This is a genomic window from Halomarina rubra (assembly GCF_023699475.1).
In the GTDB taxonomy this organism is placed as follows: Archaea; Halobacteriota; Halobacteria; order Halobacteriales; family Haloarculaceae; genus Halomarina; species Halomarina rubra.
The window spans coordinates 570883-595177 of sequence record NZ_JALXFV010000003.1; the positions used below are offsets into that span (position 1 = coordinate 570883).

At 68.4% G+C, this 24295-nt stretch carries 26 protein-coding genes; 18 read left to right on the forward strand and 8 right to left on the reverse strand.

Annotation, left to right across the window (positions count from 1 at the left end; all coding sequences use genetic code 11):
* Positions 1-39: 39 nt before the first annotated feature.
* From M1L36_RS08130 to M1L36_RS08140, 3 genes are read right to left on the reverse strand one after another with little or no spacing between them, the layout of a single operon-like run.
* Entirely contained in the window at positions 40-1008 is a 969-nt protein-coding gene (locus M1L36_RS08130; RefSeq protein ID WP_250873205.1) for an electron transfer flavoprotein subunit alpha/FixB family protein, read from the reverse strand.
* Between the two features lie 58 nt (positions 1009-1066).
* Positions 1067-1861, reverse strand: a complete 795-nt coding sequence (locus tag M1L36_RS08135) for an electron transfer flavoprotein subunit beta/FixA family protein (protein ID WP_250873206.1) — start codon at positions 1859-1861, stop codon at positions 1067-1069.
* Between the two features lie 35 nt (positions 1862-1896).
* Positions 1897-3099 (reverse strand): helix-turn-helix transcriptional regulator, encoded by a 1203-nt coding sequence (locus tag M1L36_RS08140; protein WP_250873207.1) that lies wholly within the window; start codon positions 3097-3099, stop codon positions 1897-1899.
* Positions 3100-3207: 108 nt separating this feature from the next.
* Between M1L36_RS08140 and M1L36_RS08145 the strand changes: the two genes are divergently transcribed.
* Positions 3208-4431, forward strand: coding sequence for a DUF7096 domain-containing protein (locus tag M1L36_RS08145; RefSeq protein WP_250873208.1), 1224 nt, complete (start codon positions 3208-3210; stop codon positions 4429-4431).
* A 78-nt stretch (positions 4432-4509) separates the two neighbouring features.
* Positions 4510-4995: a type IV pilin N-terminal domain-containing protein gene (locus M1L36_RS08150; RefSeq protein ID WP_250873209.1), complete on the forward strand. Its 486-nt coding sequence runs from the start codon at positions 4510-4512 to the stop codon at positions 4993-4995.
* A 47-nt stretch (positions 4996-5042) separates the two neighbouring features.
* Here M1L36_RS08150 and M1L36_RS08155 read toward each other — a convergent pair whose 3' ends face one another.
* The gene (locus M1L36_RS08155; RefSeq protein ID WP_250873210.1) at positions 5043-5702 is read right to left on the reverse strand and encodes a methyltransferase domain-containing protein; all 660 of its coding nucleotides are present in this window, start codon (positions 5700-5702) and stop codon (positions 5043-5045) included.
* A 521-nt stretch (positions 5703-6223) separates the two neighbouring features.
* Here M1L36_RS08155 and ahaH point away from each other — a divergent pair.
* From ahaH to M1L36_RS08230, 15 genes are all read left to right on the forward strand, one after another.
* Positions 6224-6556, forward strand: coding sequence for an ATP synthase archaeal subunit H (ahaH, locus tag M1L36_RS08160; protein ID WP_250873211.1), 333 nt, complete (start codon positions 6224-6226; stop codon positions 6554-6556).
* Positions 6543-8783 (forward strand): V-type ATP synthase subunit I, encoded by a 2241-nt coding sequence (locus tag M1L36_RS08165; protein WP_250873212.1) that lies wholly within the window; start codon positions 6543-6545, stop codon positions 8781-8783. The genes ahaH and M1L36_RS08165 overlap by 14 nt, the downstream gene beginning before the upstream one ends.
* Positions 8784-8953: 170 nt before the next feature.
* Positions 8954-9235, forward strand: coding sequence for an ATP synthase subunit C-like protein (locus M1L36_RS08170; RefSeq protein WP_250873213.1), 282 nt, complete (start codon positions 8954-8956; stop codon positions 9233-9235).
* A 24-nt stretch (positions 9236-9259) separates the two neighbouring features.
* The gene (locus M1L36_RS08175) at positions 9260-9841 is read left to right on the forward strand and encodes a V-type ATP synthase subunit E (RefSeq protein ID WP_250873214.1); all 582 of its coding nucleotides are present in this window, start codon (positions 9260-9262) and stop codon (positions 9839-9841) included.
* A complete protein-coding gene (locus M1L36_RS08180) occupies positions 9838-10893 on the forward strand; it encodes a V-type ATP synthase subunit C (protein ID WP_250873215.1) in 1056 nt (351 codons plus the stop codon). The genes M1L36_RS08175 and M1L36_RS08180 overlap by 4 nt, the downstream gene beginning before the upstream one ends.
* The gene (locus tag M1L36_RS08185; RefSeq protein WP_250873216.1) at positions 10890-11219 is read left to right on the forward strand and encodes a V-type ATP synthase subunit F; all 330 of its coding nucleotides are present in this window, start codon (positions 10890-10892) and stop codon (positions 11217-11219) included. The genes M1L36_RS08180 and M1L36_RS08185 overlap by 4 nt, the downstream gene beginning before the upstream one ends.
* Complete coding sequence (locus M1L36_RS08190; protein ID WP_250873217.1) at positions 11216-12976, forward strand: ATP synthase subunit A; 1761 nt, start codon at positions 11216-11218, stop codon at positions 12974-12976. Before M1L36_RS08185 ends, M1L36_RS08190 begins: the two co-directional genes overlap by 4 nt.
* 3 nt (positions 12977-12979) lie before the next feature.
* Entirely contained in the window at positions 12980-14398 is a 1419-nt protein-coding gene (locus M1L36_RS08195) for an ATP synthase subunit B (RefSeq protein ID WP_250873218.1), read from the forward strand.
* A gap of 145 nt (positions 14399-14543) precedes the next feature.
* On the forward strand, positions 14544-15239 hold the full coding sequence (locus tag M1L36_RS08200) for a V-type ATP synthase subunit D (RefSeq protein ID WP_250873219.1): 696 nt from the start codon (positions 14544-14546) through the stop codon (positions 15237-15239).
* A gap of 257 nt (positions 15240-15496) precedes the next feature.
* Positions 15497-15892: a DUF6276 family protein gene (locus tag M1L36_RS08205; RefSeq protein WP_250873220.1), complete on the forward strand. Its 396-nt coding sequence runs from the start codon at positions 15497-15499 to the stop codon at positions 15890-15892.
* Between the two features lie 55 nt (positions 15893-15947).
* Positions 15948-17018, forward strand: a complete 1071-nt coding sequence (locus M1L36_RS08210) for an A24 family peptidase (protein ID WP_250873221.1) — start codon at positions 15948-15950, stop codon at positions 17016-17018.
* 72 nt (positions 17019-17090) lie between these two features.
* A complete protein-coding gene (gene hisI / locus M1L36_RS08215) occupies positions 17091-17489 on the forward strand; it encodes a phosphoribosyl-AMP cyclohydrolase (protein ID WP_250873222.1) in 399 nt (132 codons plus the stop codon).
* The gene (locus M1L36_RS08220) at positions 17482-18651 is read left to right on the forward strand and encodes a DUF7118 family protein (RefSeq protein WP_250873223.1); all 1170 of its coding nucleotides are present in this window, start codon (positions 17482-17484) and stop codon (positions 18649-18651) included. Before hisI ends, M1L36_RS08220 begins: the two co-directional genes overlap by 8 nt.
* Positions 18652-18754: 103 nt before the next feature.
* Entirely contained in the window at positions 18755-19138 is a 384-nt protein-coding gene (locus tag M1L36_RS08225; protein WP_250873224.1) for a hypothetical protein, read from the forward strand.
* A gap of 98 nt (positions 19139-19236) precedes the next feature.
* Positions 19237-19824, forward strand: a complete 588-nt coding sequence (locus tag M1L36_RS08230) for a SprT-like domain-containing protein (protein ID WP_250873225.1) — start codon at positions 19237-19239, stop codon at positions 19822-19824.
* Here M1L36_RS08230 and M1L36_RS08235 read toward each other — a convergent pair.
* From M1L36_RS08235 to M1L36_RS08245, 3 genes are all read right to left on the reverse strand, one after another.
* Positions 19818-20666 (reverse strand): hypothetical protein, encoded by an 849-nt coding sequence (locus tag M1L36_RS08235; RefSeq protein WP_250873226.1) that lies wholly within the window; start codon positions 20664-20666, stop codon positions 19818-19820. The two genes, M1L36_RS08230 and M1L36_RS08235, sit on opposite strands and share 7 nt — an antisense overlap.
* A gap of 161 nt (positions 20667-20827) precedes the next feature.
* Positions 20828-22189, reverse strand: a complete 1362-nt coding sequence (gene glmM, locus M1L36_RS08240) for a phosphoglucosamine mutase (protein ID WP_250873227.1) — start codon at positions 22187-22189, stop codon at positions 20828-20830.
* 109 nt (positions 22190-22298) lie between these two features.
* Positions 22299-22745: a hypothetical protein gene (locus tag M1L36_RS08245; protein ID WP_250873228.1), complete on the reverse strand. Its 447-nt coding sequence runs from the start codon at positions 22743-22745 to the stop codon at positions 22299-22301.
* Positions 22746-22872: 127 nt separating this feature from the next.
* On the opposite strand from M1L36_RS08245, the gene M1L36_RS08250 reads away from it, so the two are divergent.
* Positions 22873-23223, forward strand: coding sequence for a hypothetical protein (locus M1L36_RS08250; RefSeq protein WP_250873229.1), 351 nt, complete (start codon positions 22873-22875; stop codon positions 23221-23223).
* A 12-nt stretch (positions 23224-23235) separates the two neighbouring features.
* On the opposite strand, the gene M1L36_RS08255 is transcribed toward M1L36_RS08250, so the two are convergent.
* Positions 23236-24288 carry a pyridoxal phosphate-dependent aminotransferase gene (locus M1L36_RS08255; RefSeq protein ID WP_250873230.1) on the reverse strand — a complete coding sequence of 351 codons (1053 nt, stop codon included), beginning with the start codon at positions 24286-24288 and terminating at the stop codon, positions 23236-23238.
* Positions 24289-24295: the final 7 nt, after the last annotated feature.

Sequence of the window (24295 nt, forward strand, 5' to 3'; positions counted from 1 at the left end):
ACCGAAAGAATGGAAACGTCGAACGCTACGTCTCCCGCTTCAGAGCGGGGACTCGCCGCCGAACTCCTCGATGAGTGCCGGAACCACGTCGAACAGGTCGTCGTGGATGGCGTAGTCCGCGAGGTCGTTGATGGGGGCGTTCGGGTCGGTGTTGATGGCGACGATGGTCTCGCTGCCCTTCATGCCGGCGACGTGTTGTACCGCGCCGGAGATACCGATGGCGAGGTACACCTTCGGCGTGACGACCTTCCCGCTCTGCCCGACCTGGCGGTTCTTCGGCAGCCAGCCGGCGTCGACGATGGGCCGAGACGAGGAGAGCGTCGCACCGAGCGTCTCGGCGAGCGCCTCGACGAGTTCGATGTTCTCCTCCTCTTCGATACCGCGACCGACCGAGACGAGCACGTCGGCCTCGGAGATGTCGACGTCGCCGCCGCCGACCTCCTCGAACCCGGTGACCGTCGAGCGGACGGCCGACTCGTCGACGTCGGCGTCGAACGACTGGACGTCGGCGCTGCCCTCGCCCTCGGCCTTGGCGAACTCCGAGGGACGGATGGTGACGACGGCCTCGTCGGCGTCGACCTCGACGGTCGTCGCGACCTTCGAGGCGTACATCTCGCGGGTGACCTCGAGCGTCCCGTCGTGGTCGAAGCCGACCGCGTCGGTGACGATGGGCACGTCGAGGCGCTCGGCGACCGCGGGCGCGTAGTCTAGCCCGTTGACCGAGTTCGGGAGCAGGAGCGTCGTCGGCGCGACATCGGCGTACAGCTGTTCGACGACCTGCGTGTAGACGTCGTGGTTGAACTCCTCACCGTCGGCGACGGTGTGGATGGTGTCGACACCCTCGACGTTCAGCTCGTCGGCGAAGCTCTCGACGTCGCCGCCGATGACGGCGAGGTGGAGGTCGCCGCCCTGTGCGTCGGCGAGCTTGCGACCGGCGGTGACGATCTCGAAGGAGACGTCGCGCAGGCTACCACGGCGGTGTTCGGTGACTGCGAGGACGTCGGTCACGCGAGGTCACCTCCGGTGACGAGTGTGACGCTGTCGGGCGCGAAGCGTCCGACTGAAGTCATCCCTCGACCACCCCCTTGTCCCGCAGCAGGTCGGCCAACTGCCCGGCCTCCTCTTCGGCACCGCCTTCGAACACGGTCACGTCGCTCTCCGATTCGGGTTCGAACATCGCGGTCCGGGAGACGGCGCTCTCCAGGACGGATGCGTCGAGTCCGAGGTCACCGAGTCCCTGTACGTCGAGGGGCTTGCGCTGGGCCTGGCGGATGCCGCGCAGGCTGGCGTAGCGAGGCTCGTTGATACCCGTCTGGATGGTGAGGACGGCGGGAAGCTCGATGTCGGTGAGCTCTTCGACACCGCCTTCGAGTTCGCGGTGGACGTGCGCGACGCCGCCCTCGGCGTCGAGGTCGAGGTCGTTGACGACCGCACCCCACTCCATATCGACGACTTCGGCGAGTGCGACACCGGTCGCACCGAACCCGTCGTCGTTGGCCTGGACGCCCGAGAAGACGAGGTCCGGGTCCTCCTCTTCGACGACCGCCGCGAGGATGTCTGCTTTGGTGCCGACGTCGAGCATGTCCGCCGATTCGAGGTCGTCGTCCCAGACGCGGATGGCGCGGTCGACGCCCTTCGCCAGCGCCATGCGGACGGTCTCCTCGGCGCGCTCCGGGCCGATGGTGACGGAGACGACTTCGACGTCGTCGCCGTCCTCGGCGATGGTGACCGCCTCCTCGACGGCGTAGTCGTCCCACTCGTTGAGGTCGTACTCGAGGTACCGTTCGTCGATGTCGAGGCCGTCGATTTCGAAATCGTCCTCGGCCTCGGCCACCTCCTTGACGGTGACCAGTATCTTCATGCACCACAGTGTCGCCGCCGTGTGTGGTTAAACGTTTAGGAACCGCTGTTGTTGCCGGTTCCGTTGTCGACGCCGGGGAGACTGATGAGGTTCTCCCGACCGATGCGGAGCTTGTCGATACGGTCGGCCTCGTCCATCGCCGAGAGCAGTTGGGAGACCTTCGCGTTCGACCAGCCCGTCTCGTCGACGATGTTCGCCTGCCGCATCCGCCCGCCGTTGTACTCCAGCAGGTGTTCGACGCGCTCCTCGTCGCTCAACAGCTCCTCGTCGACGCCCGCGAACGGGCCGGCCCCCTCGGCGTCGGCTGACTGGCCGGTCGCTGCGTCCGGTTCGGGCCCCGCGTCGCTCGTCGCGGTCGCCACGTCCGCCCCGGCGGCGTCGCCCGGCGTGTCGGCGCTCGCCCCGCCGTCGACGGCCGCCGACGGTGTGTCTCGCTCGCGTCGCGAGGCGAACGCGTAGACGCCGGCCGAGGCGACGGCGAGCGCGAGGACGACCCCACCGAACGCGGTGACGACACCCCCGTCGAGCAGACCGCCGGTCCCGGGCGGGTCGCTGGTCGCGTTCGTCCCGTTGGGGCCGAGTGTCGGCGTGGTCGGTGTCGGCGTCCCGAGTGTCGGTGGCGGGCCGTCGCCGCCGAGGACGACCTGCCGGTCGCCCGACTGGAACGTCGTCGGCCCCTCCCAGACCAGCGCCCGGTTCTCGACGCGCCCCTCGCCGCTGTCGTCGTAGCTGTAGCCCTCCGGCGCGGCGACCCGGAGGCGCTGGTTCTCCCGAAGTTCGGGGAGCCAGGTCCCGTTCGGTGTCTCGTAGGCGTCGCCGACGCGGAGGTCCGTGCCGTCGACGCGTGCGAAGTTCGTCCACTGGAAGGTCAGTTCGAGCACGCCGACGGTCGCGTCGCCGTCGCTGGTGACCTCGTGACTCCGGTTCTCCGCTCGAAGGGTCATCTCTCGACCGGTCGCCTCGCTGGCGGCGGCGGCCGCACGTTCGAAGACGGCGATGTCCGGCCCCGTCGCCCCGCGCTCGAAGTCCTCGGCGAGGTCGCGGAACGCCGCGGTCTCGTTGGCGGAGTCGAGGGTGTACTCGACGGTGACGGAGACGTTGGCGTCGCCGTCCTCCTCGAGCGTGAAGTCGAACGTCGTCGTTGGCTCCGAGAACGGAGTGCCGGCGCTCGGGGCCGCTGTGACCGGTGCGGCGAGGAGTCCGACGGCGAGGAGGGCGACGAGCAAGCCGGACCGCATGCGCGGCACTCGTCACCCTGACAGGAAAACGCTTTCCATCGGTCAACCGGCGAACGAATCCCCGCGGATGGTCGAGTTTTTGTGCCTTCGGTTACACGGGACGCACGAATGTCCCGCGCGCTCTCGGTCGTGCTGGCGGTCTGCTGTGTCCTCTCGATGGGCATCGCCGGCCTGCCGACGACCGACACGCCCTCCTCCGCCGACCGGGCCGCCCCGGCGTCCCCGGCCACCTGTTCGGTCGACGACCCGAACGTCGGCTGTGTCGAGAACGGGTCGAACTACCTCTCGCTGAACGGGAGCGACGTGATTACCGTCTCGGCGAACGACTCTTCGCTCGACGTGGCGACCGCGGTCGCGACCGACGTCTCGGCGACGAGCGCCCGCCTCACCCGCGAGTCCATCGCGGCAGCCTACGAGACTGCCCCCCGTGACTCCCGGCGTGCCGTCATCGAGGGGTTCGAGTCCGACCTGCGCAACGCGACCGACGACCTCCGCGACCGCGAGCGGGCGACACTGCGTGCGTACAACGACGGTCGGCTCTCCGGCGAGGAGTACCTCAAGGAGCTCGCCGAAATCGACGCGAAGGCCGACCGACTGTGGTCGGTCGGTGACTTCATCAACGTCAGGTACGGCGGTCAGACCGCCGAGACGCTCGCCGACCTCTACGGTCTCCGTGGGGGGCCAGTCCGAAACCGACTCGCTCAGGTCTACGCGGGCGACCGGTCGTCGCTGCGCGTGCACGTGACGACGACCGACTCCGGGTTCGCACTCGGCGCGTTCGTCGACGACCGAATCGGTCCGGCGTTCGCCAGCGAGACCTACCTCGGGGACGTTCGGCGGCGCTCTTCCGGTCCCGACCGCTACGACGGGAACGCCGGTCGCGCCCTCAACCGTCTGGGCGAACTCTACCCCTGGGTGTTCTCGGCGCGTGACGCCTCGGTCAGCGGGAAACCGGACGTCTACCGGGCGACGAGAACCCACTCGCAGGGTTCGACGGTCGTCTTCCTCGACGGCCAGAGCGGGCGCGTGTTCGCCGAACACAGCACGGCGTCCCTCGACCGCACCCCTACGGTCTACACCAACGAGACGAACGTCTCCAGCGGGCTCACCGTCTCGCTGGGTCGGACGCACAGAGGCGGACCGCTCAACGTCACCGTGACGGACATCTCCGGTCAGCGCGTGCCCGCGACCGTCACGGTCAACGGTCGGCAGGTCGGCCAGACCGGCGACGACGGGATGCTCTGGACGGTCACGCCCTACCGGGCGAACCTCGTCGTCACGGCCGAACACCGCGGGGAGACGGTGACGATAATCCGCTACGGCGGAAACTGACGGCCCGCTCCGGACGGTCGTCCCTGCCCACGCCGCCGACACGAACCTTCACGTACGAACACGCGACCAGCGACGCGCGTGTCGCGCCACGACTCTCTCGCTCGCGACCGAGCGCTCACCCCGGTCGCCGGTGCGCTGTTGCTCGCCATCACGGTCGTCCTCGCGGGTATCACGGCGACCGCACTGGTGACGGGCGTCGGCGAGACGGACCTCTCGGTCCCCGCGACGACGGCGGTGGGGTGTTCGGCCGACGCCGACGCGAACCGACTCTCGTTGACCCACCGTGGCGGCGACGCGCTCGACCCCTCGTCCCTCCGGGTGCGCGTCCGTGTCGCCGGCGACCTGCTGGCACACCAGCCGCCGGTTCCCTTCTTCGCCGCCCGTGGGTTCCGGTCCGGGCCGACCGGACCGTTCAACCGCGGGTGGGCCGGCGAGTGGACGACGGGCACGACGGCGTCGGTCACGCTCGCGGGGACGAACACGCACCTCGACGCCAGCCAGCGCGTCCGGGTACGGCTCTGGGCGGACGGGTCGCTCGTCGCGGACTGCGAGACGCGCGCGTGAGCACGAGTGGTGTGGTGCAGAGAAGGGGTGTCGGGTCGACCGGCCGGTCAGTCGTCGGCCGCCAGCGGCTCTTCGTCTTCGGCCGTCGCTTCCGGGACCGTCGCCACCGTCGTGATGGCGATTTCGGGGTTGTAGCTCGGCCCCTGGAGGTGGTGGTCGAACTCCTCGTAGCCGGCCGCCGTGAACATCCGGTCGGCCTCCTCCTCGTCGTAGAACAGCATGATGGCGTCGGCGAGCTTCTGGAACACCGTCGAGTGGGGGTAGTTCGGGCCGACGACGAGCACCGACCCGCCGGGTTTGACGACGCGGCGGAACTCCGCCAGCGCGTCGACGGGGTTTGGCCAGTACTCGATGGACCCGGAGGACCACAGCGCGTCGAACGTGTCGTCCTCGAACGGGAGGCGTTCGGCGTCGCCGCGGTAGAACTTCACCTGCTCGTTCTTGCCGAACTTCGCCCAGGCCTTCTCCAGTTGGTGGATGGACTGGTCGAGACCGTGGACGTTCTCCGTGCGTTCGAGCAGGCCCTCGGTGGCGAAGCCGGTGCCACAGCCGACGTCGAGGACGACGTCGCCCTCCTCGATGCCGAACAGGTCGAGCGCCTCGGTGCGCATCTCCTCGTTCCAGATGAACGGGTTGATCTCGTCGTACACCTTCGAGAGGTACTTGTAGAACAGCCGCGCACGGGCCTTGTTTTCGAGCACTCCCATTTTCCCGTCGGTAGGAGGGTCGCGCGCTTAGTTCTGCGGATTCACGGCTAAGGTTCGTTTGGGCTGTTTTCGGCGGTGTCTCTCGAAACGGTGTGACTGCCTCCGAAGCCCTCGCGCTCTCGGGTCGGGGGCCCACACCCTGCGCTCCTCGCTCGCTCCCTTCGGTCACTCGCTGCGGTGCTTGGGTGTCCACCTTCCCCGGGAGCGCTCGCCCTTCATCCACAGGGCCGCCACGCACCAGCAGTCCAGCCCTTCCCCGAGTCGCGCGGTCGCTGGCGCGACACGCACTCCCGGCCGAGCGGTTGCGGGACGTCAGCGTGTCGTACCGCGAACAAGCGGAGCGAGCGAGCGGGCCGAAGAGCGACCAACGGGAGCGACGAGGCTTTTGGTCCAGATTTTGCCAGCGAGCCGAGTGGTGATCGCCGAGCGCGAGCGAGGTGTGTCACCACGACGCGAGCGCAGCAAAAGGTGGGATGGCAAGATGCAAATAGGCCCTCGACAAACCTCCGCCTGACATAATTATGGCGAGACCCGAGGTCCTGGACCGTATCAAACAGGCCGAGCGCGAGGCCGACGAGATCGTCGAGGAGGCGGAAGCCGACCGCGACGAGCGCATCTCGGAAGCTCGCGCTCGCGCCGACGAGATTCGAGAGCAGGCCGAAGCCGAGGCCGACGACATGGAGCAAGAGCGCCTCGCCGAAGCCCGTGCACAGATCGAGGAGGAGCGCGAGACCATCCTCGAACGCGGCCGTGCCGAGCGCGAAGAGCTCGAGACCCGTGCGGAGAGTCGAGAGGAAGAGGTCGTCGAGGAGGTGCTAGACCGCTTCACGGAGGCTGTACATGCTCAGACCTGAGCGGATGAGCCGGGTCTCGGTAACCGGCTCGAAACGCGTGATGGACGACGTCATCGAGACCGTCCACGACCTCCGTCTGCTCCACGTCACCGACTACGAGGGCGCGTGGGAGGGGTTCGACCCCGGCGACCCGATGGTCGGGGCCGACGCCGCCTCCGAGAAGCTGGTGACCGTCCGGTCGCTCCAGAGCATCCTCGGCGTCGAAGACGAGGACGCAGGGCCGGCCCGCATCGTCACCGAGGATGCGCTGGCGACCGAACTCGAGGAGATCCGCACCGAGGTCAACAGCCTCGACGACCGACGCAGCACGCTGCGTGACGACCTTCGAGCGGTCGAGGACCGCATCGCGACGATGGAGCCGTTCGCACGGCTCGGCATCGACCTCGACCTGCTCCGGGGCTACGACACGCTGTCGGTCGCCGTCGGTGAGGGCGACGAACAGCGCGTCCGTCGCGCGCTCGTCGACGCGGACGTCGACAGCTACGAGGTCTACGAGGGAGACGGCGTGCTCGCCGTCTTCGCTCGGACCGACGACCTCGACAGCATCCTCGTCGACGCCGAGTTCACGGCCTACGAGATTCCCGACGCCGACGGCAGTCCCGAGGAGTACCTCGAGGACCTCCGTCACGAGCGCGAACAACTGCGCTCGAAGCTCCGGACCGTCGAGGACGAACTCGACGAACAGCGTCTCGACGTCGGCGGGTTCCTGCTCGCCGCCGAGGAGACGCTGGCCATCAAGGTCCAGCAACGCGAGGCACCCCTCTCTTTCGCGACGACCGAGAACGCGTTCGTCGCCGAGGGCTGGATTCCGACGACCCGCTTCGTCGACCTCGCGGAAGGGCTCTACGAGGAGGTCGGCGACCACGTCGAGGTCGACGAACTCGAACGCGCCCAGTACGACGGCGAAGGCAAGGTCATCAGCCGCGAAGAGGTCGGCGGCCGGGACGCCCCCGGTACGCCCGACCCGACGGCGGCCGACGGTGGCCAGGTCCGTGCCGACGGTGGCGCGGACGTCAGCGCCGAACGCGGCGTCCACGGCCAGACGAACACGAACCCGCCGGTCATCCAGAAGAACCCCTCCGGGGTTCGCGCCTACGAGACGCTGGTCCAGGTCATCAACCGGCCGAAGTACTCCGAAATCGACCCGACCATCTTCGTCTTCCTGACGTTCCCCATCTTCTTCGGATTGATGATCGGCGACCTCGGTTACGGCTTGCTGTACATGACGCTGGGCTGGTTCCTGGCGACGCGGTTCGACAACCCGGCCATCAAGAGTCTCGGCGGTGTCGGCATCTTCGCGGGTGTGTTCACCGCCATCTTCGGTATCCTCTACGGCGAGATATTCGGGCTGCACGTCCTCGGTGAGGTCGTCTGGCCGAGCGGCAGTCCGCCGTTCCACAAGGGGTTACAGCCGCACTACGAACAGTACGCCCTGCTGTGGCTCGTCGTGAGCGTGCTGTTCGGCATCCTCCACCTCGCTATCGGGTGGATCGTCGACTTCTACCAGCGCCTCGACCACGGGTTCGGCGAAGCGATGCTCGAATCCGGCTCGTGGCTCGTCATGATGTTCGGCCTGTGGGCGTGGATCTTCAGCTACGCGCTCGAAGGCACCTCGCCCGGCTTCATGGTCGGTCCCGACAGCGTGTTCAACGGGAACCCGGTCGCCCTCGGCTTCACGGGGCTACCGGCGTTCGACCTGTTCACCATCCCGGTCGTCGGGATGGCGCTCTCGGGGTGGCTCGTCGTCTTCCTCGTCGGGCTCGTCATGCTCGTCGCGGGTGAACCCATCGAGGCCGTCGAGTTCCTCAACGTGCTGGTGAACGTGCTGTCGTACACCCGACTCGCGGCAGTGTTGCTCGCGAAGGCGGGGATGGCGTTCGTCGTCAACCTGCTCGTGTTCGGTGCGTACGAGCACCACGGCGAGTGGCACTTCATCTTCACCGAGGGGTACACCGTCTCGGAGGTCACCTCGAAGTACGGGGCGGAAGCCGTCATGTTCCCCGGCCTCGTCAACGGTGAGGGAGCCGTCGCGGTGGTCCTCGGGGCCATCGGTGGCATCCTCCTGCTCGTCGTCGGTCACGCGCTGGTGCTCGTCCTCGGTATCACGAGCGCCGGTCTGCAGGCCGTGCGACTGGAGTACGTCGAGTTCTTCGGGAAGTTCTTCGAGGGTGGCGGCGAGACCTACTCGCCGTTCGGCTACGACCGCCGGTACACCACCGAGGACTGACCGAGCCTTGTCTCTCCGATTTCTCTCGACTCCTCGAGCGGTCGCTATCCGGCGTGGTACCGCGTCACAGTGGGGGAGCCTCCCGGTTTCGCCGTCGAACTTGGGAAGCTTTATGGGCGCGCTGAGGTGATTCTGAACCGTTCGGTTACGAGCGAACCATATACGGAACCATGCTAGAATTCGTCATCGCATTCGTCAGCACGCTTGCACCGCTCATCCAGGAAGGGTCCCAACAGGCCGGTTCGTCGCCTGCTATCCCAGCACAGGCCGCCGCCGCACTCGCAGTCGGTCTCGCGGCGTTCGGGGCGGGGTACTCCCAGCGAGGTATCGGTGCGGCCGCCGTCGGTGCGGTCGCCGAGGACGACAGTCTGTTCGGTCGTGGCCTGATTCTGACGGTCCTGCCCGAGACGCTCGTCATCCTCGCGCTGGTCACCGTCTTCGTGGTCGGGTAACCACCACACCGCTTTCTCACGTCAATGAGCCTTGATACGGTCGTAGAGGACATCCGAGACGAAGCCCGCGCGCGTGCGGAACAGATCCGTTCGGACGCCGACGAGCGTGCCGACCGGATCGTCGCCGACGCCGAGGCGGACGCCGACGATATCCTCGAAGAGCGACAACAGGCGGTGGAGCAACAGATCGAACAGGAACGCGAGCAGACGCTCTCCAGTGCGAAACTCGAGGCCAAGCAGATGCGCCTCGAGGCGCGCCGCGACGTCCTCCAGGACGTCCGCGAGACCGTCGAACAGCGCATCGCGACGATGGACGAGGGCCGCGAGGACCTCACCCGCGCGCTACTCGACGACGCGGCGACGGAGTTCGCCGACGACGCGACCGTCCACGTCTACGGTCGCGCCGACGACGAAGCGTTGCTCACGGACATCCTGGCGGACTACGACGGCTACGACCTCGCCGGCGAGCGCGACTGCCTCGGTGGCGTCGTGGTCGAGAGCGAGCGCTCGCGTGTCCGCGTGAACAACACCTTCGACTCCGTGCTCGACGACGTCTGGGAGGACAGCCTCCGGGACATCAGCACGGAGTTGTTCGACGAACGATGAGTGCCAGAGGCGAGGCATCGAACTACGAGTACGTCACCGCACGGGCGAAGTCGCGCCGTGCCGCGCTGTTCGACGCGGACGACTACCGCAAGCTCGTTCGTATGGGGCCGGGCGAGATCGCCCGCTTCATGGAGGAGAGCGAGTACGAAGCCGAGATGAACGCGCTCGGTGCGCGCTACTCCGGCGTCGACCTCATCGAGTACGCGCTCAACCGGAACCTCGCGAAGCACTTCAACGACTTGCTGCGGTTCGCGGAGGGTAAACTGTACGACTACATCGCACGGTACCTCCGCAAGTTCGACGCGTGGAACGTCAAGACGGTCATCCGTGGTCTCTACGCTGGCTCCGAACGCCAGGAGATCGAGGACGACCTCATCCGCGCGGGCGAACTCCCCGAACGGACCGTCGACCGCCTGCTGGAGGCCGACTCCATCGAGGCGGTCGTCGAACTACTCGACGGCACCATCTTCGGCGACTCGCTCGCCGCCGCCTACGAGGACTACGAGGAGACCGGCGTGCTGGTCCCGCTGGAGAACGCCGTCGACCGGGCGTACTACCGCCTGCTGCTCGCGGACGTTCCCGCAGAACCCGACCGCGCGACGCGGCTGTACGTCGAGTTCCTGGAGGCCGAGATCGACTTCCGGAACATGCGCAACGCCTTGCGACTGGCGCGCTCCGGTGCGGACATCGACCCGGCGGAGTACTACATCCCCGGCGGGCCGCTGTTCAGTGCGGGCGAACTGCAGGCGCTCGTCAACAACCCCGACCAGCTGGTCGAGGCCATCCGGTCGTCGACGTACGGCGACGACCTCGACAAGGCGCTGAACGACCTCGACGCCGCGGGCAGCCTCATCGAGTTCGAGCTCGCGCTCGAACGGGCGCTGCTGGAGTACTCCAGTCAGCTGTCGAACCGCTACCCGCTGTCGGTCTGTCCCGTCCTCGCGTACATCCTCGCGAAAGAACGGGAGGTCGACAACATCCGCGCCATCGCACGCGGGAAGGAAGCCGGCCTCTCGGCCGACGAGATCGAAGAGGAGCTGGTCGTCCAATGAGCCAAGAGATCGCCGTCATCGGCAGCCCCGACTTCACCACGGGCTTCCGGCTCGCGGGTGTGCGCCGCTTCGCGAACGTCCCCGACGCCGACAAGGCCGAGGAGCTCGACGATGCAGTCGAGCAGATGCTCGCGGACGAGGAGGTCGGCATCGTCGTGATGCACGACGAGGACCTCGACCACCTCTCGCGGAACGTCCGCCGAAGCGTGGAGACGAGCGTCGAACCCGTCCTGGTCACCCTGGGCGGGAGCGGGAGTAGCAGTGGGCTGCGAGAGCAGATCAAACGTGCCATCGGCATCGACCTGATGGATGAGGATCAACAATGAGTCAAGCACAAGACATCGACATCGATGACGCCGACGGTGTCATCGAGAGCGTGAGCGGCCCCGTCGTGGTCGCCACGGACCTCGGCGCCCGGATGAACGACGTCGTCTACGTCGGCGACGAAGGGCTGATGGGCGAGGTCATCGAAATCGAAGGGAACCTGACCACGATTCAGGTGTACGAGGAGACGTCCGCCGTCGCCCCCGGCGAACCCGTCGTCAACACGGGCGAACCGCTGAGCGTCGACCTCGGGCCGGGTATGCTCGACACCATCTACGACGGTGTCCAGCGTCCGCTCGACGTGCTCGAAGAACAGATGGGCGCGTTCCTCGACCGCGGGGTCGACGCCCCCGGTATCGACCTCGAGAAGGAGTGGGAGTTCACTCCCGAGGTCGCGGTCGGTGACGAACTCGAAGCCGGCGACGTCGTCGGAATCGTCCCCGAGACCGAGAGCATCGACCACAAGGTGCTCGTCCCGCCGAACTACGACGGTGGGGAAGTCGAGTCCGTCGAGGAGGGCTCCTTTACGGTCACCGACACCGTCGCGACCCTCGACTCCGGCGAGGAGATCACGATGCGCCAGGAGTGGCCGGTCCGGAAGGCCCGTCCCACGGTGGACAAACAGACCCCGACGACGCCGCTCGTCTCGGGGCAGCGCATCCTCGACGGCCTGTTCCCGCTCGCGAAGGGTGGGACGGCCGCGATTCCCGGTCCGTTCGGGTCGGGGAAGACCGTCACCCAGCAGAGTCTGGCGAAGTTCGCCGACGCGGACATCGTCGTCTACATCGGCTGTGGTGAGCGCGGCAACGAGATGACGGAGGTCATCGAGGACTTCCCGGAACTGCCCGACCCGCAGACCGGGAACCCGCTGATGAGCCGAACGTGCCTCATCGCGAACACCTCGAACATGCCCGTCGCCGCCCGCGAGTCGTGTGTCTACACCGGCATCACCATCGCGGAGCACTACCGCGACATGGGCTACGACGTCGCGCTGATGGCCGACTCCACCTCGCGGTGGGCCGAGGCCATGCGCGAGATCTCCTCGCGACTGGAGGAGATGCCCGGCGAGGAGGGGTACCCCGCGTACCTCGCCGCTCGCCTCAGCGGGTTCTACGAGCGTGCCGGCTACTTCGAGAACTTCAACGGGAGCGAGGGCTCCATCTCGGTCATCGGTGCAGTGTCGCCCCCCGGCGGCGACTTCTCCGAACCGGTCACGCAGAACACGCTGCGTATCGTCAAGACGTTCTGGGCGCTGGACGCGGACCTCGCCGAACGGCGACACTTCCCGGCCATCAACTGGAACGAGTCGTACTCGCTGTACCGCGAACAGCTCGACCCGTGGTTCGTCGACAACATCGACGACGACTGGGCGGACACGCGACAGTGGGCCGTCGACACGCTCGACGAGGAGGACGAACTCCAGGAGATCGTCCAGCTCGTCGGGAAGGACGCCCTGCCCGAGGACCAGCAGCTCACCCTCGAGGTCGCACGCTACCTGCGTGAGGCGTGGCTCCAGCAGAACGCGTTCCACGACGAGGACCGCTACTGTCCGCCGGAGAAGACGTTCCTCATGCTGACGGCCATCAAGACGTTCAACGACGAGGGGTTCAAGGCGCTCGACGCGGGCGTTCCCGTCCCCGAGATTACGTCCGTCGAGGCCGCCCCCAAGCTCAACCGCATGGGGACCGCTTCGGAGTACGAAGAGTACATCGCCGACCTCAAGGAGGAACTCGCCGCGCAACTGCGCGACCTCTACTAAACCATGAAGGAATTCCAAACGATTTCGGAGATCAGCGGCCCGCTGGTGTTCGTCGAGACGGAAGAGCCGATCGGGTACGACGAGATGGTTGAGATCGAGACGCCGAACGGCGACGTCCGCCGTGGACAGGTGCTCGAATCGACCAGCGACTTCGTCGCCGTGCAGGTGTTCGAGGGGACCGACGGTATCGACCGCCAGTCCTCCGTTCGCTTCCTCGGTGAGACCCTGAAGATGCCCGTGACCGAGGACCTCCTCGGTCGCGTCCTCGACGGGTCCGGCCGCCCCATCGACGGTGGCCCGGAGATCGTCCCGGACGAACGCCGCGACATCGTCGGTGCGGCTATCAACCCGACGGCACGCGAGTACCCCGAGGAGTTCATCCAGACCGGTGTGAGCAGCATCGACGGAATGAACACGCTGGTTCGTGGGCAGAAACTGCCCATCTTCTCGGCGTCGGGGCTGCCCCACAACGAACTCGCACTGCAGGTCGCCCGTCAGGCGACCGTCCCCGAGGACGCCGCCGACGACGGCGACGGTGGCAGCGAGTTCGCAGTGGTGTTCGGCGCGATGGGTATCACCGCAGAGGAGGCCAACGAGTTCATGGACGACTTCGAGCGCACCGGCGCGCTGGAGCGGTCGGTCGTCTTCACGAACCTCGCGGACGACCCCGCAGTCGAGCGGACGGTCACCCCGCGGATGGCACTCACGACGGCGGAGTACCTCGCGTTCGACAAGGGCTACCACGTGCTGGTCATCCTCACGGACATGACCAACTACTGTGAAGCGCTGCGTGAGATCGGTGCAGCGCGTGAAGAGGTGCCCGGCCGACGTGGCTACCCCGGGTACATGTACACCGACCTGGCGACGCTGTACGAGCGTGCCGGTCGTATCGAGGGGCGTGAGGGGTCTGTCACGCAGATTCCCATCCTCACGATGCCCGGCGACGACGACACCCACCCGATTCCCGACCTGACGGGCTACATCACGGAGGGACAGATCATGATGGACCGCGACCTCAACTCGCAGGGTTACCAGCCACCGGTCAACGTGCTGCCCAGCCTCTCGCGACTGATGGACGACGGTATCGGCGAGGGGCTGACCCGTGCGGACCACTCCGGTGTGTCCGACCAGCTCTACGCCGCGTACGCGGAGGGTGAGGACCTGCGCGACCTCGTGAACATCGTCGGTCGTGAAGCGCTCGACGAGCGTGACAACCGGTATCTCGACTTCGCCGAGCGCTTCGAACAGGAGTTCGTCGACCAGGGCTACGACACCGACCGCGAGATCGAGGACACCCTCGACATCGCGTGGGAACTGCTGTCGATGTTCCCCAAGTCGGAGCTCAACCGCGTCGACGAGGAGGAGATCGAGAAGTACTACCTCGAAGACGAGTCCGAGACCGTCGAAGCGACCGCCGACTGAGTCGCTTCGGCACTGGTTCGCTCGTTCTTTCGTTTTCCCACCGCCGAGCGACGGCACCGTCCGGCGTGGACGCTCCCGCCCGTCTCGGGCACCGTCGCGTCCAACGACAACACCTAAGCGCCTCGGTCGGCTAGCCTGCCACAACATGGCCAAGGACGTCAAGCCGACGCGAAAGAACCTCATGGCGATCGAGGACCGCATCGACCTCTCGACGCGGGGCCACAGCACGCTGGAGAAGAAGCGTGACGGTCTCATCATGGAGTTCATGGACATCCTCGACCAGGCGCAGGACGTCCGCTCGGACCTCGACGACGCCTACACCGACGCCCAGCGCAACATCAACATGGCGCGGGCGATGGACGGCGACGTCGCAGTTCGCGGTGCGGCCGCCGCACTCAAGGAGCACCCCGAGATCACGACCCGTTCGAAGAACATCATGGGCGTCGTCGTCCCCGAGATCGAGTCCTCGAAGGTGAAGAAGTCCCTCGACCAGCGTGGCTACGGCGTCGTCGGCACCTCCGCGCGCATCGACGAGGCCGCAGAGGCCTACGAGGAACTGCTCGAACAGGTCATCCTCGCCGCCGAGGTCGAGACGGCGATGAAGAAGATGCTCGAGGAGATCGAGACGACCAAGCGCCGCGTCAACGCCCTGGAGTTCAAACTGCTCCCCGAACTGCACGACGCCCAGGAGTTCATCGAGCAGAAACTCGAAGAGCAGGAGCGCGAGGAGATCTTCCGCATGAAGAAGATCAAGGCCAAGAAGGAAGCGGAGGAGGCCGAGGAGGCCCTCGTCGAGGACGACGAGGAAGTGAAGTACGAGACCGTCACGGCGGACGACTAACGACCTTTTATCCACGCGCCGGGGTCGCAGAGCGACCCCGGCAGCGTAAAAGCTCGACCAAAAGGACTCCCTCACCACGTCGGAGACTCGCTGCGCTCGTCTCCTCGGTGGTTCAGTCACCCCGCTCGCTCCCGTCGGTCGCTCGCGGTACAGTCCGGGCCGCGTTTGACCGCACCCACACCGCACCGCGTCCGCTCCCACACCCACACCGCGACCGTTCTACCTATCCTTTTCACGGAGGGGCCGAATCTCGACGTATGAGCGACCGTTGCCCCCACTGTGACGCACCGACGCTGGCCTTCGCGGTTCCCGACGAACTCGCCGACCACGCGCCCGACGACTCGGGCGTGGCGGCCATCTGCTCGCGCTGTCTCACGCTCCACGACGCGAGCGACGCGCCGAGCGAGACCGACTTCGGGCGCATCAGCGAGGAGTTCCCCGAGGGGGAGGCGGGTGCGGCGATGGCGCTCGCCGTGGGCTACCTCGACTCGCTGGCGCTGCACCGTCGGGACATCGACGCGGCGCTCGCCGTCGTCGAGCGCGAGGGGGCGGACCCGCTGATGCTGCTCGACCGCCTCTCGGCGCAGGGGTCGCTCCAGCCGGCGGTCGACCTCCAGCGTCGTCGCCACCAGGTCGAACAGCTCCGCGAGTAGGTTTCACGACACACGTTTCCTGAAGTTTTAATCCGGTCGGGCGGTGAGGGCCGCTGTGTTCGCAGAGAGCGTCACTGCCATCGCCTCCATCCCCGACTGGCTCCGGCTGGTCGCCGTCCCCGTCTTCGCGTGGGCGGCGTACCACGACGTCCGAACCCGCCGGGTCGCGAACGTGACGTGGCTCCCGTTGTTCGCGCTAGGGTTCGTCCTCCTCGCCGTCGAGGGGTGGGCGGCGCTCTCGGCTCCCGTGGGGTCGTTCGTCCGCTACCGCTTCGCCGTCCGCGTCGTCGTCAGCCTCGGTGTCGTCGCCCCGTTGGGGTTCCTGTTCTGGCGACTCGGCGGCTTCGGCGGGGCGGACGCGAAGGCGCTCGTCGCGCTCGCGGTGCTGTTCCCGACGTACCCGACCTACGACCTGCCGTGGGCGACGCTGCCGCTCGAACCGAGTTCGCTCGGCGTGTTCTCCCTGACCGTCCTCACCAACACGGTGCTCGTGGGCCTCGCCTTCCCGCTCGTGTTGGCGGTGCACAACCTCCTGGCGGGCGAGCGCTCGTGGCTGATGTTCGTCGGCCGGTCCATCGACAGCGCCCGCGTCGACGAGGAGTACGGCCGGCTGCTCGAGACGCCGAGCGGCCGCTCTCGCGGTGGACTGGACCTCGACGCGCTCCGGATGTACCTGCGCTGGCGAGGGACGACCCTCGGAGCGCTGTTGGCGACCCCCACTCGCCACCGCGACCCCGCGAGCATCACCGAGACCCACCACCCCGGTGACGGTACCGTCGAGACGGGCCGCCCGGCCACCGACGGCGGGCGCGCGACGGCCGACGGCGACACCGAGGAGACCGACGACGGCGAGGAGGCCGACGCCTCGCCGACGTCCGGAACGACTCCCACTACCGACCACGACGACCCGTGGGGAGCGGCGGCGTTCCTCGCGGATATCGAGGGGAGCGCCTACGGGACGAGTCCCGAGCAGTTACGCGAGGGGCTGGACGTGCTCGTCGAGCGCGAGACGGTGTGGTTCACCCCCGGCCTGCCGTTCATCGTCCCGATGTTCGTCGGATTGCTCGTCGCGTTCGGGTTCGGGGACGTGCTGTTCGCCACCTTCCGGGCGGTCGGACTGGTGTGAAGTTGCCCGCCCGGCTGGGGACGCCCTCGCGGTGACAAAAGGCCTATTCGCCCGCTGTGCGTTCTCCCGGGTATGGACGTCGACATCGCGTTCGACGACGACGGGTTGGTCCCCGCCGTCGCACAGGACGCCGACTCGGGCGAGGTCGTGATGCTCGCGTACGCCTCGCCGACGGCGGTCGAGCGCACCCACGAGACGGGGCTGGCTCACTACTACTCCCGGTCGCGCGAGGAGCTGTGGCAGAAGGGGGCGACCAGCGGCAACGTCCAGCAGGTCCGAGAGGTCCGGGTCGACTGCGACGCCGACGCGGTGCTCTACCTCGTCGACCAGGAGGGCGGAGCGTGCCACACGGGTCACGAGAGCTGTTTCCACCGGTCGGTCGAGGCCGTCGACGGCGACGAGTCCGGTGTCACCGCGGAGGTGAGCGTCGTCGGCGAGCGCGTGTTCGACCCCGACGAGGTGTATGAGTGACGCCGTCGGCGCGGGCGAGCGCGACACCGAGTCCGTCGTCGCGGCCCTGAACCGGGCCGCCGACCGACTCGACGCCGCCCGCGAGCGAGTCGCCGAGGTCGGTCCAACCGACCTCGCGCGGACGGCCGCCGCCTACCGCGAGCTCGCGGCGACGCTCGACCGTCACGAGGAGGACGCGACGGGCTACGGCGAGTTCGACAAGTACATCGCGTTCCAGGAGGCCGCCGCCGACGTGTTCGACGACGTCGACGAGGACCTCCCCGAGCGCGAGGCGTTCGAAGCCGCCGACGAGGCGCTCCAGCAGAAGACGCTCTCGGCGGCGGACTTCGAGCGTGCCCGCGACGCGCTCGCCCCCGCCGAGGCGCTGGCGGACCTCGACGCCGAACACGACGACGCCCGGGAGGCGTACCGGGACGCCCGTCGTGCGGTGTTGGCCCGTCGCCGCACCCTCGAGGAGCGCCGCGAGGACCTCGAACGCCTCCAACGGCTCGGCGAGGCGGACCTCGACGCACCGGTCGACGAGCTCCGGGACCCCATCGAGGCGTACGACGCGGCCGTCCGCGAGGCGTTCGCGACCTACCGCGAGGAGACGAGCGCTCGTGACCTGCTGGCGCTCGTCGAGACGGCGGCGGCCGACTACCCGCTCGTCGGCTTCGAGGCTCCTCCCGACCGCCTCCGGGCGTTCGTCGAGCGCGCCCAGGTCGGCGAGGAACCGCTCCCGCAACTGCTCGACTACGCCGACTACTCCAACTCGAAGCTGAGCCACTACGTCGAGGACCCCCAGGCGCTGAAGGGGGCGGTGGCGACCAACCGAACCTACCTCGAACGGCTCACCGCCGACCCGCTCACGGTCGAGTGGCCCCCGGCCCCCGCCGCCGAGGTGCGCTGGCGGTGTCGCGAACTACTCGCGGTCGTCGGCCGGTTCGCCGACGAGGAGACGGCCGCCCACCTGCGAACCGTCAGGGCGGCGACCCGCCGCGAGGACTACGACCGCCTCCGGAACAGCGCCGTCGCACGTGCGCACCTCACGACCGAGGAGCACGAGCAGGTCCGGTCGGGGGCGGTCGCCAGTGACCTCGACCGGGTCCGAGACGACATCGCGACGCTCGAGACGGCGCTCGCGAACCACCCGCCGCTGGACGAGCTACCGGCGGTCGAGTGACCGCGGGCTCGACCGCGACGTCGACCGCCGATTATCAACGTTGAAAAGTGTGTGGCAACTGTTATGCAACCACTCGCCCGCGAAAAAGTCGAGGAGACGACAGATGGCAGGATTCGACATCGAGGCGGACGTGGCGGCGAACCGACTGAACATGGAACTGCGTGGCTCGCTCGACGAGACACAGGCGGAGGCGGCGGTCGACGCGGTCGACACCGAGTCCCGGAAGCTCTCGCCGGGGTTCGAGGTCGTCAACGACATCTCGGGGTTCAAACCGCTCTCCCAGGACGTCGCCGCGGCCATCGGCGAGGGAAAGCAGATACTCGCGGAGAACGGCGCGGGCGCGCTCGTCCGCATCACCGGCGAGTCCGTCGTCGGCACCATGCAGTTCAAACGCGTCGGCGACCGGGAGGGCTACCACGTCGCCGAGGCCGAGAGCCACGCGGAGGCCGAGGACCTGCTCGCGGGCCTGGACGCCGGGTCGGCCTGAGCGGGTCCGCCCGAACGGTCCCTCGTCGCCCTCCACCGGGGCGTGCGACGAATCGACACACGTACCGTCGCCGAGTCACGACCACCGCTCGAACGACCGTGGTCGACGAGTCGAGACCGGCCGACACCCACTCGGACACCGACGCCGACGCCCTCCAGTCGCGACTCCCCGAGTCGGCGTACTTCGCGGTCGACGCGGACGTCTCGGTCGTGGAGTTCCTCGCCGTCGCGAAGGTGTACGCCCGGGCGGTCGTCCAGGCGTTCGACCTCTCGGTGTCCGTCTCGGCGCTGGACTGGGAGGTGAGCAAGCGCGCGAAACGCCGCGCCGGAGCGGTGCGACACCGTGACGGCGAACCGCTCGCCGTCTCGCTGACTTGGGAACAGTTTCAGGAGCGCGGGTGGGGGGCGGCCGCCGAGACGATTCGCCACGAACTGCTCCACGTCCACCTCCTGAACGAACACGGCGACGCCGGCCACGGCGAGCGGTTCCGGACCCTCGCCGAGCAGTTACAGACGGGCGTCCGCTGTGAGCGGTTCGCCGACCCGAACTGGTGGGTCGTCTGTGAGGACTGCGGCAGTCGGCTGGCGCGCTACCGTCGCTCGAAACTGGTGACCGACACCGCGTCCTACCGCTGTGGTGGCTGTGGCGGGTCGTTCCGGGTCGTCGACAACCGCGACGCTCACTGAGCCGTCGTCGGCCGCTCGTCGGGAGCGAGTTCGACCTCGCGCTCCGCACCCGCCCACCGGAGGTAGACGGCCACCGCCTCGGGAGGGGCGTCGTACGTGCGGGTCCACGTCTCCGCCTCGCCGGCCGGGACGTCGAGTGACAGTTCGACGCTCTCGAAGTAGTCCCCGTCCAGTGCTTCCTTCGCGACCAGCGCGACGAACGTCCCGTCGACGCCGCCGGTGTTCTCGACGGTCAGTGTCACCCGTCGCCGGGTACCGTCGTCTGCCGTCCCTACCGCGAACTCGCGGACGGCGAACTCGGCCGGTGGTTCGGCCAGTGTGTCGAGGAACGCGTCTTCCACGTCGTACTCTCCGCCCGGCCACCGGAGCACCACCGACGAGGCGTCGAGCGGTTCGGGGACGTGGAAGGCGACCCACCCGTCCGACGTGGGGGTGTACCGGTCGCCGAACCCCGACGGTGCCGGCGAGTCCGCGATGCCGATGTACTTCGTCGGCTGGTACGTGGTGTCCCCGGCGACCAGTTCGAACTCGGTGTAGGGGACGGTCGTCGTCCCCTCGACGGCGACGTCGAACAGGAGGTACTGCTTGCCGTGTTCGCCGAACACGTCCTTCGAATCCGGAAAGTCGTAGTCGATGGCCCACGACTTCGTTCTGGTGTCCGAGACGGCGAGTGTCCCGGCGGGTGTCGCGGTATCGGTTCGGTTCGGCGTGTCTGTCGACCCGGTCGTATCGGTCCGGTTCGACGCGGACGACTCTTCGGATGTCGTGAGACAGCCCGCGACCCCGGCGACGGCGGCGCTACCGGTGAGGAGGAACTGACGACGGGAGGCAGACCAATTCATCGACCGAACGTTCATGCTCGGCGGCATATGCTTTCGGGAGCCGCAGTCCGTGCACGAGCTGTTGACCACGACACCGATTTCGTATAGCGATATCGGATTTATCGGTGGCTCGGATGCCTCTCGGCTCGCGGTCGAAGCGGTCTCGGAAAATCGGCGTCTCGCTACTGGAGCGCGCTGTTCATCGACTCGGCCAACTCCTCGGCGCGAGCGAGGTCGCGGGCCTCGGCGTAGATGCGGACGACGGGTTCGGTGCCGCTGGGTCGGACGAGCACCCACGCGTCGCCGTAGTCCAGTCGGAAGCCGTCGATGGTCGTGAGTTCGGCGTCGGCCTCGAGTGCGGCCTCCTCGGCCAGGGAGATGAGTCGTTCGCGCTCGGCGTCGTCCTCGTAGTGGACGTTGACACGGACGTTGTGGTAGCCGGCGTGCTCGGCGGCGATGTCGCTCGCCGCGCGGTCGGCGAGCAGTTCGAGGAACCGGGCGGCGGCGTACGCGCCGTCACGGGCGAGGCGGTAGTCCGGGAAGAGGACGCCGCCGTTGCCCTCGCCGGCGACGGGGACGCGCTGGCCCTCGCGTTCGAGGCGCTGGATGCTGGTGATGATGTTCGTGCTGCCGATGGGGGTGAGTTCGAGGTCCGCCTCCGCCTCCCGGACGGCGTCGACGAGGCGCTGGGAGACGTTGACCGCGCTGACGGTCGTGTCACCGGGGGCGAGTTCGCTGGCGGCGAACGCCGCGAGCGCCGCGTCGCCCTCGACGTGCGTGCCCGTCTCGTCGACGAAGATGGCCCGGTCGGCGTCCCCGTCGTGGGCGATACCGACGTCGGCGTCGGTGGTGGCGACCAACTGCCGGAGGTCACCGAGGTTCTTCTCGACGGGTTCGGGGTCGCGGCCGGGGAAGTGGCCGTCCGGCTGAGCGTTGACGGTGACGACCCGACAGCCCAGTCGACGGAAGAACTCGGGGCTGGTGAGCGCCCCCGCCCCGTGGCCGGGGTCGAGCGCAACCGTCAGGTCCGCGGCGGCGATGCGCTCGCGGTCGACGCTCGCGAGCAGGGCGTCGACGTAGCGCTCGCGGGCGTCGTCGACCAGGCGCGTGTCGCCGGTCTCGTCCCAGGGGACCTGCGCGAACCGCTCGCCGAGCAGGCGGTCCTCGACGCGTTCGAGCGCGTCCCGGGCCAGTTCGACGCCGTCGGTGCCGACGAGTTTGACGCCGTTGTACTGTGGCGGGTTGTGACTCGCCGTGATCATCACGGCCGGAATCTCCTCCTCGGCGGCGTACGCCTGGAGGGCGGGTGTCGGGAGCACGCCGAGGTGGTCGACGTCGCAGCCGACGCTCGCCAGCCCCGCGCTGGCGCTATCGGCGAACATCTGGCCGGTGACGCGGGTGTCACGGCCGAGCGCGACGCGGACCGGCTCGTCGCGGTCGGTCCGCCAGACCGACCCCACGGCCATGGCGACCCGCGCGACGAACGCCGGGGTGAGCTCCTCGTTCGCGACGCCTCGAACGCCGCTGGAGCCGAAAATCTTCATTCGAACGCCTCTCTGCGGCCCGTCCGCAAAGGAATTGCGGAGCGCCTCGGTCGGTGCGATACACTCTCGGGCGCTATATCGAATCGACGAGTGCGCGCTCGGGGGTGGCTCAGTCGGCGCTCGTGCCGGCGGCTCGGGCCGTCCCCGTCGGGCGTTCGCGCGGGTACACCTCTGTCGCCCAGATACAGCGGCTCTCGTAGAGGCGTGCGCGGTCGAACTGGGCCTGCGGGTCGAGGACGTGGCCCCGGTGGAGGACGACCGCGTGCCAGTCGATACCACGGGCGGGGGAGGCCACCGAGAGGACGAGCGTCCGGCGCTCGAACGGGGCGGGGCGGGCGAACGGGCGGTGCTGGCGGGCGAGCGCGCGGACCGTCGGCTCGCCGCGGACGGTGACGTGGTCGTTGGGGAGCGCGTGGCCGTCGAGGTAGGCTTCGAGCTGCCCGTGTGGGGTCGGCACGTCGACGGTTCGCTTGACGTCGGCGAGCGGGTCGCCGGTAACGGTGGCGAGACACGCCGCCCCACAGTCGTTCCAGTTGGTCTGTTCGACGAGTCGCATCCATCCGTCACGGGGACCTCCGGCCCGGTAGGGAGGAGGGCTAGGATTGTTTCTCGAAATCCGAGGTGTGGCTACGTACGTTACCTCCGCCACTAGTTTCATCCCGGAGGCCGTGGTACGGCGGAGTATGACGGACCACACTGGCGAGGACGAACTGGTCCGCGGTCGACAGTACCGCTACGAGGACGGCGTCGCCGAAGCCGTCATCACCACCGAAGAGGGTCGCGTGCTCGCGGTCCGGGAGTACCCCAGCGAGGAGCGCTTCCGCGAGGAGATCGACGCGGCGGTGACCACGGAGTTCAACGACGTGCTCGCGGGCATCGACGCCGAGGCCATCATGGGCGAGGTCCGAGAGGACACCCGGACCGACCCGGCGGGCGACCCGTCGGCGGGCACGGGCGCGGCCGCCACCGGCACCGAAGGCGTCGCACCGGCGGGCGCGAGAGACCCCGAGGACGACGAGGACGACCAGGAGTAGCGCGTCGCTCGCTCAGTTCGTGCGTTCGACTGCCCCAGAGAACGCTGCGAGCGCAGCGTCCATCGCTTCCGGGTGTCCACCGAGGCTCACCCGCACCGCGTCGGGCCGCTCGAAGAAGCGCCCCGGAACGACCAGCACCTCCTCCTCCGCGGCCCGTGCGGCCAACTCGTCGCCCGTGTAGGCGGGGTGGCTCACCAGGGCGTACGGTGAGCCGTCAGGCACCTCGCCCGCGAACGAGTCGGCGACGCAGGTCGCCAGCAGGTCGTGGTTCCGCGCACACAGCTCCCGGGAGCGGTCGGCGATGGTCTCGCGGTTCGCCAGCGCCCGCCGGGCGAGCGCGCGACTCGGCCCGGCGACGACCGGGAAGTACCACGCCGCGGTGTCGAGGGCTGCGACGGACTCCCCGGGGCCGACGACCCACCCGATGCGCAGGTCGCCCAGGCCGAGGAACTTCGTCAGCGACCCGATGGCGAGCGTGTTGGGGAGGCTGGCGGCGGTCGGCCCGCCGAACGGTCCTTCGCCGGCCTCGGGGTCGTAGGCGGCGTACACCTCGTCGACGACCAGCAGCGCGTCGTGGGCGGCGGCGTGCTCGGCGCACGCTCGGAGCGTCTCGCGGTCGGCTAGTTCGCCAGTGGGGTTGTGCCGGTTCGTCACCACGACCATCGCGGTGTCGTCGGTGAGTGCCTCGGCGAGCAGGGCGGGGTCGAGGTGTCCGTCGGGGCGCTCGAAGCGCTCGACGTGTGCGCCGAACGCCTCGGGACAGGCGACGAGCGGTTCGTACCCCGGCGACTCGACGAGCACCCGCCCCTCGGCGAACGTCGCGGCGACCAGCGCGTTGGCGTGGCTCGCACCCGCGGTCACGCGGACGTTCCCCGTCGCGCAGTCGTAGATGTCCGCGAGTTGAGTTTCGAGCGTGACGTCCTCGGGGTCGGGGAGGTCCGCCAGCGGTTCGGGGACGACGCCCGAACACGGCCCCTCCGGGCGGAGGTCCGAGGAGGCGAGGTCGTGGGTCGCCCGTTCGGGTCGCCCGGAGATCCACTCCAGGTAGTCGATGGGGGAGAACACGGCCGAA

Excerpts from the sequence above, each read along its gene's own strand:
- M1L36_RS08135 (WP_250873206.1), bottom strand. The coding sequence starts at position 1,861 with ATGAAGATACTGGTCACCGTCAAGGAGGTGGCCGAGGCCGAGGACGAT.
- M1L36_RS08140 (WP_250873207.1), bottom strand. The coding sequence starts at position 3,099 with ATGCGGTCCGGCTTGCTCGTCGCCCTCCTCGCCGTCGGACTCCTCGCC.
- M1L36_RS08145 (WP_250873208.1), top strand. The coding sequence starts at position 3,208 with ATGTCCCGCGCGCTCTCGGTCGTGCTGGCGGTCTGCTGTGTCCTCTCG.
- M1L36_RS08155 (WP_250873210.1), bottom strand. The coding sequence starts at position 5,702 with ATGGGAGTGCTCGAAAACAAGGCCCGTGCGCGGCTGTTCTACAAGTAC.
- ahaH (WP_250873211.1), top strand. The coding sequence starts at position 6,224 with ATGGCGAGACCCGAGGTCCTGGACCGTATCAAACAGGCCGAGCGCGAG.
- M1L36_RS08165 (WP_250873212.1), top strand. The coding sequence starts at position 6,543 with ATGCTCAGACCTGAGCGGATGAGCCGGGTCTCGGTAACCGGCTCGAAA.
- M1L36_RS08170 (WP_250873213.1), top strand. The coding sequence starts at position 8,954 with ATGCTAGAATTCGTCATCGCATTCGTCAGCACGCTTGCACCGCTCATC.
- M1L36_RS08175 (WP_250873214.1), top strand. The coding sequence starts at position 9,260 with ATGAGCCTTGATACGGTCGTAGAGGACATCCGAGACGAAGCCCGCGCG.
- M1L36_RS08180 (WP_250873215.1), top strand. The coding sequence starts at position 9,838 with ATGAGTGCCAGAGGCGAGGCATCGAACTACGAGTACGTCACCGCACGG.
- M1L36_RS08185 (WP_250873216.1), top strand. The coding sequence starts at position 10,890 with ATGAGCCAAGAGATCGCCGTCATCGGCAGCCCCGACTTCACCACGGGC.
- M1L36_RS08190 (WP_250873217.1), top strand. The coding sequence starts at position 11,216 with ATGAGTCAAGCACAAGACATCGACATCGATGACGCCGACGGTGTCATC.
- M1L36_RS08195 (WP_250873218.1), top strand. The coding sequence starts at position 12,980 with ATGAAGGAATTCCAAACGATTTCGGAGATCAGCGGCCCGCTGGTGTTC.
- M1L36_RS08200 (WP_250873219.1), top strand. The coding sequence starts at position 14,544 with ATGGCCAAGGACGTCAAGCCGACGCGAAAGAACCTCATGGCGATCGAG.
- M1L36_RS08205 (WP_250873220.1), top strand. The coding sequence starts at position 15,497 with ATGAGCGACCGTTGCCCCCACTGTGACGCACCGACGCTGGCCTTCGCG.
- hisI (WP_250873222.1), top strand. The coding sequence starts at position 17,091 with ATGGACGTCGACATCGCGTTCGACGACGACGGGTTGGTCCCCGCCGTC.
- M1L36_RS08220 (WP_250873223.1), top strand. The coding sequence starts at position 17,482 with ATGAGTGACGCCGTCGGCGCGGGCGAGCGCGACACCGAGTCCGTCGTC.
- M1L36_RS08225 (WP_250873224.1), top strand. The coding sequence starts at position 18,755 with ATGGCAGGATTCGACATCGAGGCGGACGTGGCGGCGAACCGACTGAAC.
- M1L36_RS08235 (WP_250873226.1), bottom strand. The coding sequence starts at position 20,666 with ATGAATTGGTCTGCCTCCCGTCGTCAGTTCCTCCTCACCGGTAGCGCC.
- glmM (WP_250873227.1), bottom strand. The coding sequence starts at position 22,189 with ATGAAGATTTTCGGCTCCAGCGGCGTTCGAGGCGTCGCGAACGAGGAG.
- M1L36_RS08245 (WP_250873228.1), bottom strand. The coding sequence starts at position 22,745 with ATGCGACTCGTCGAACAGACCAACTGGAACGACTGTGGGGCGGCGTGT.
- M1L36_RS08250 (WP_250873229.1), top strand. The coding sequence starts at position 22,873 with ATGACGGACCACACTGGCGAGGACGAACTGGTCCGCGGTCGACAGTAC.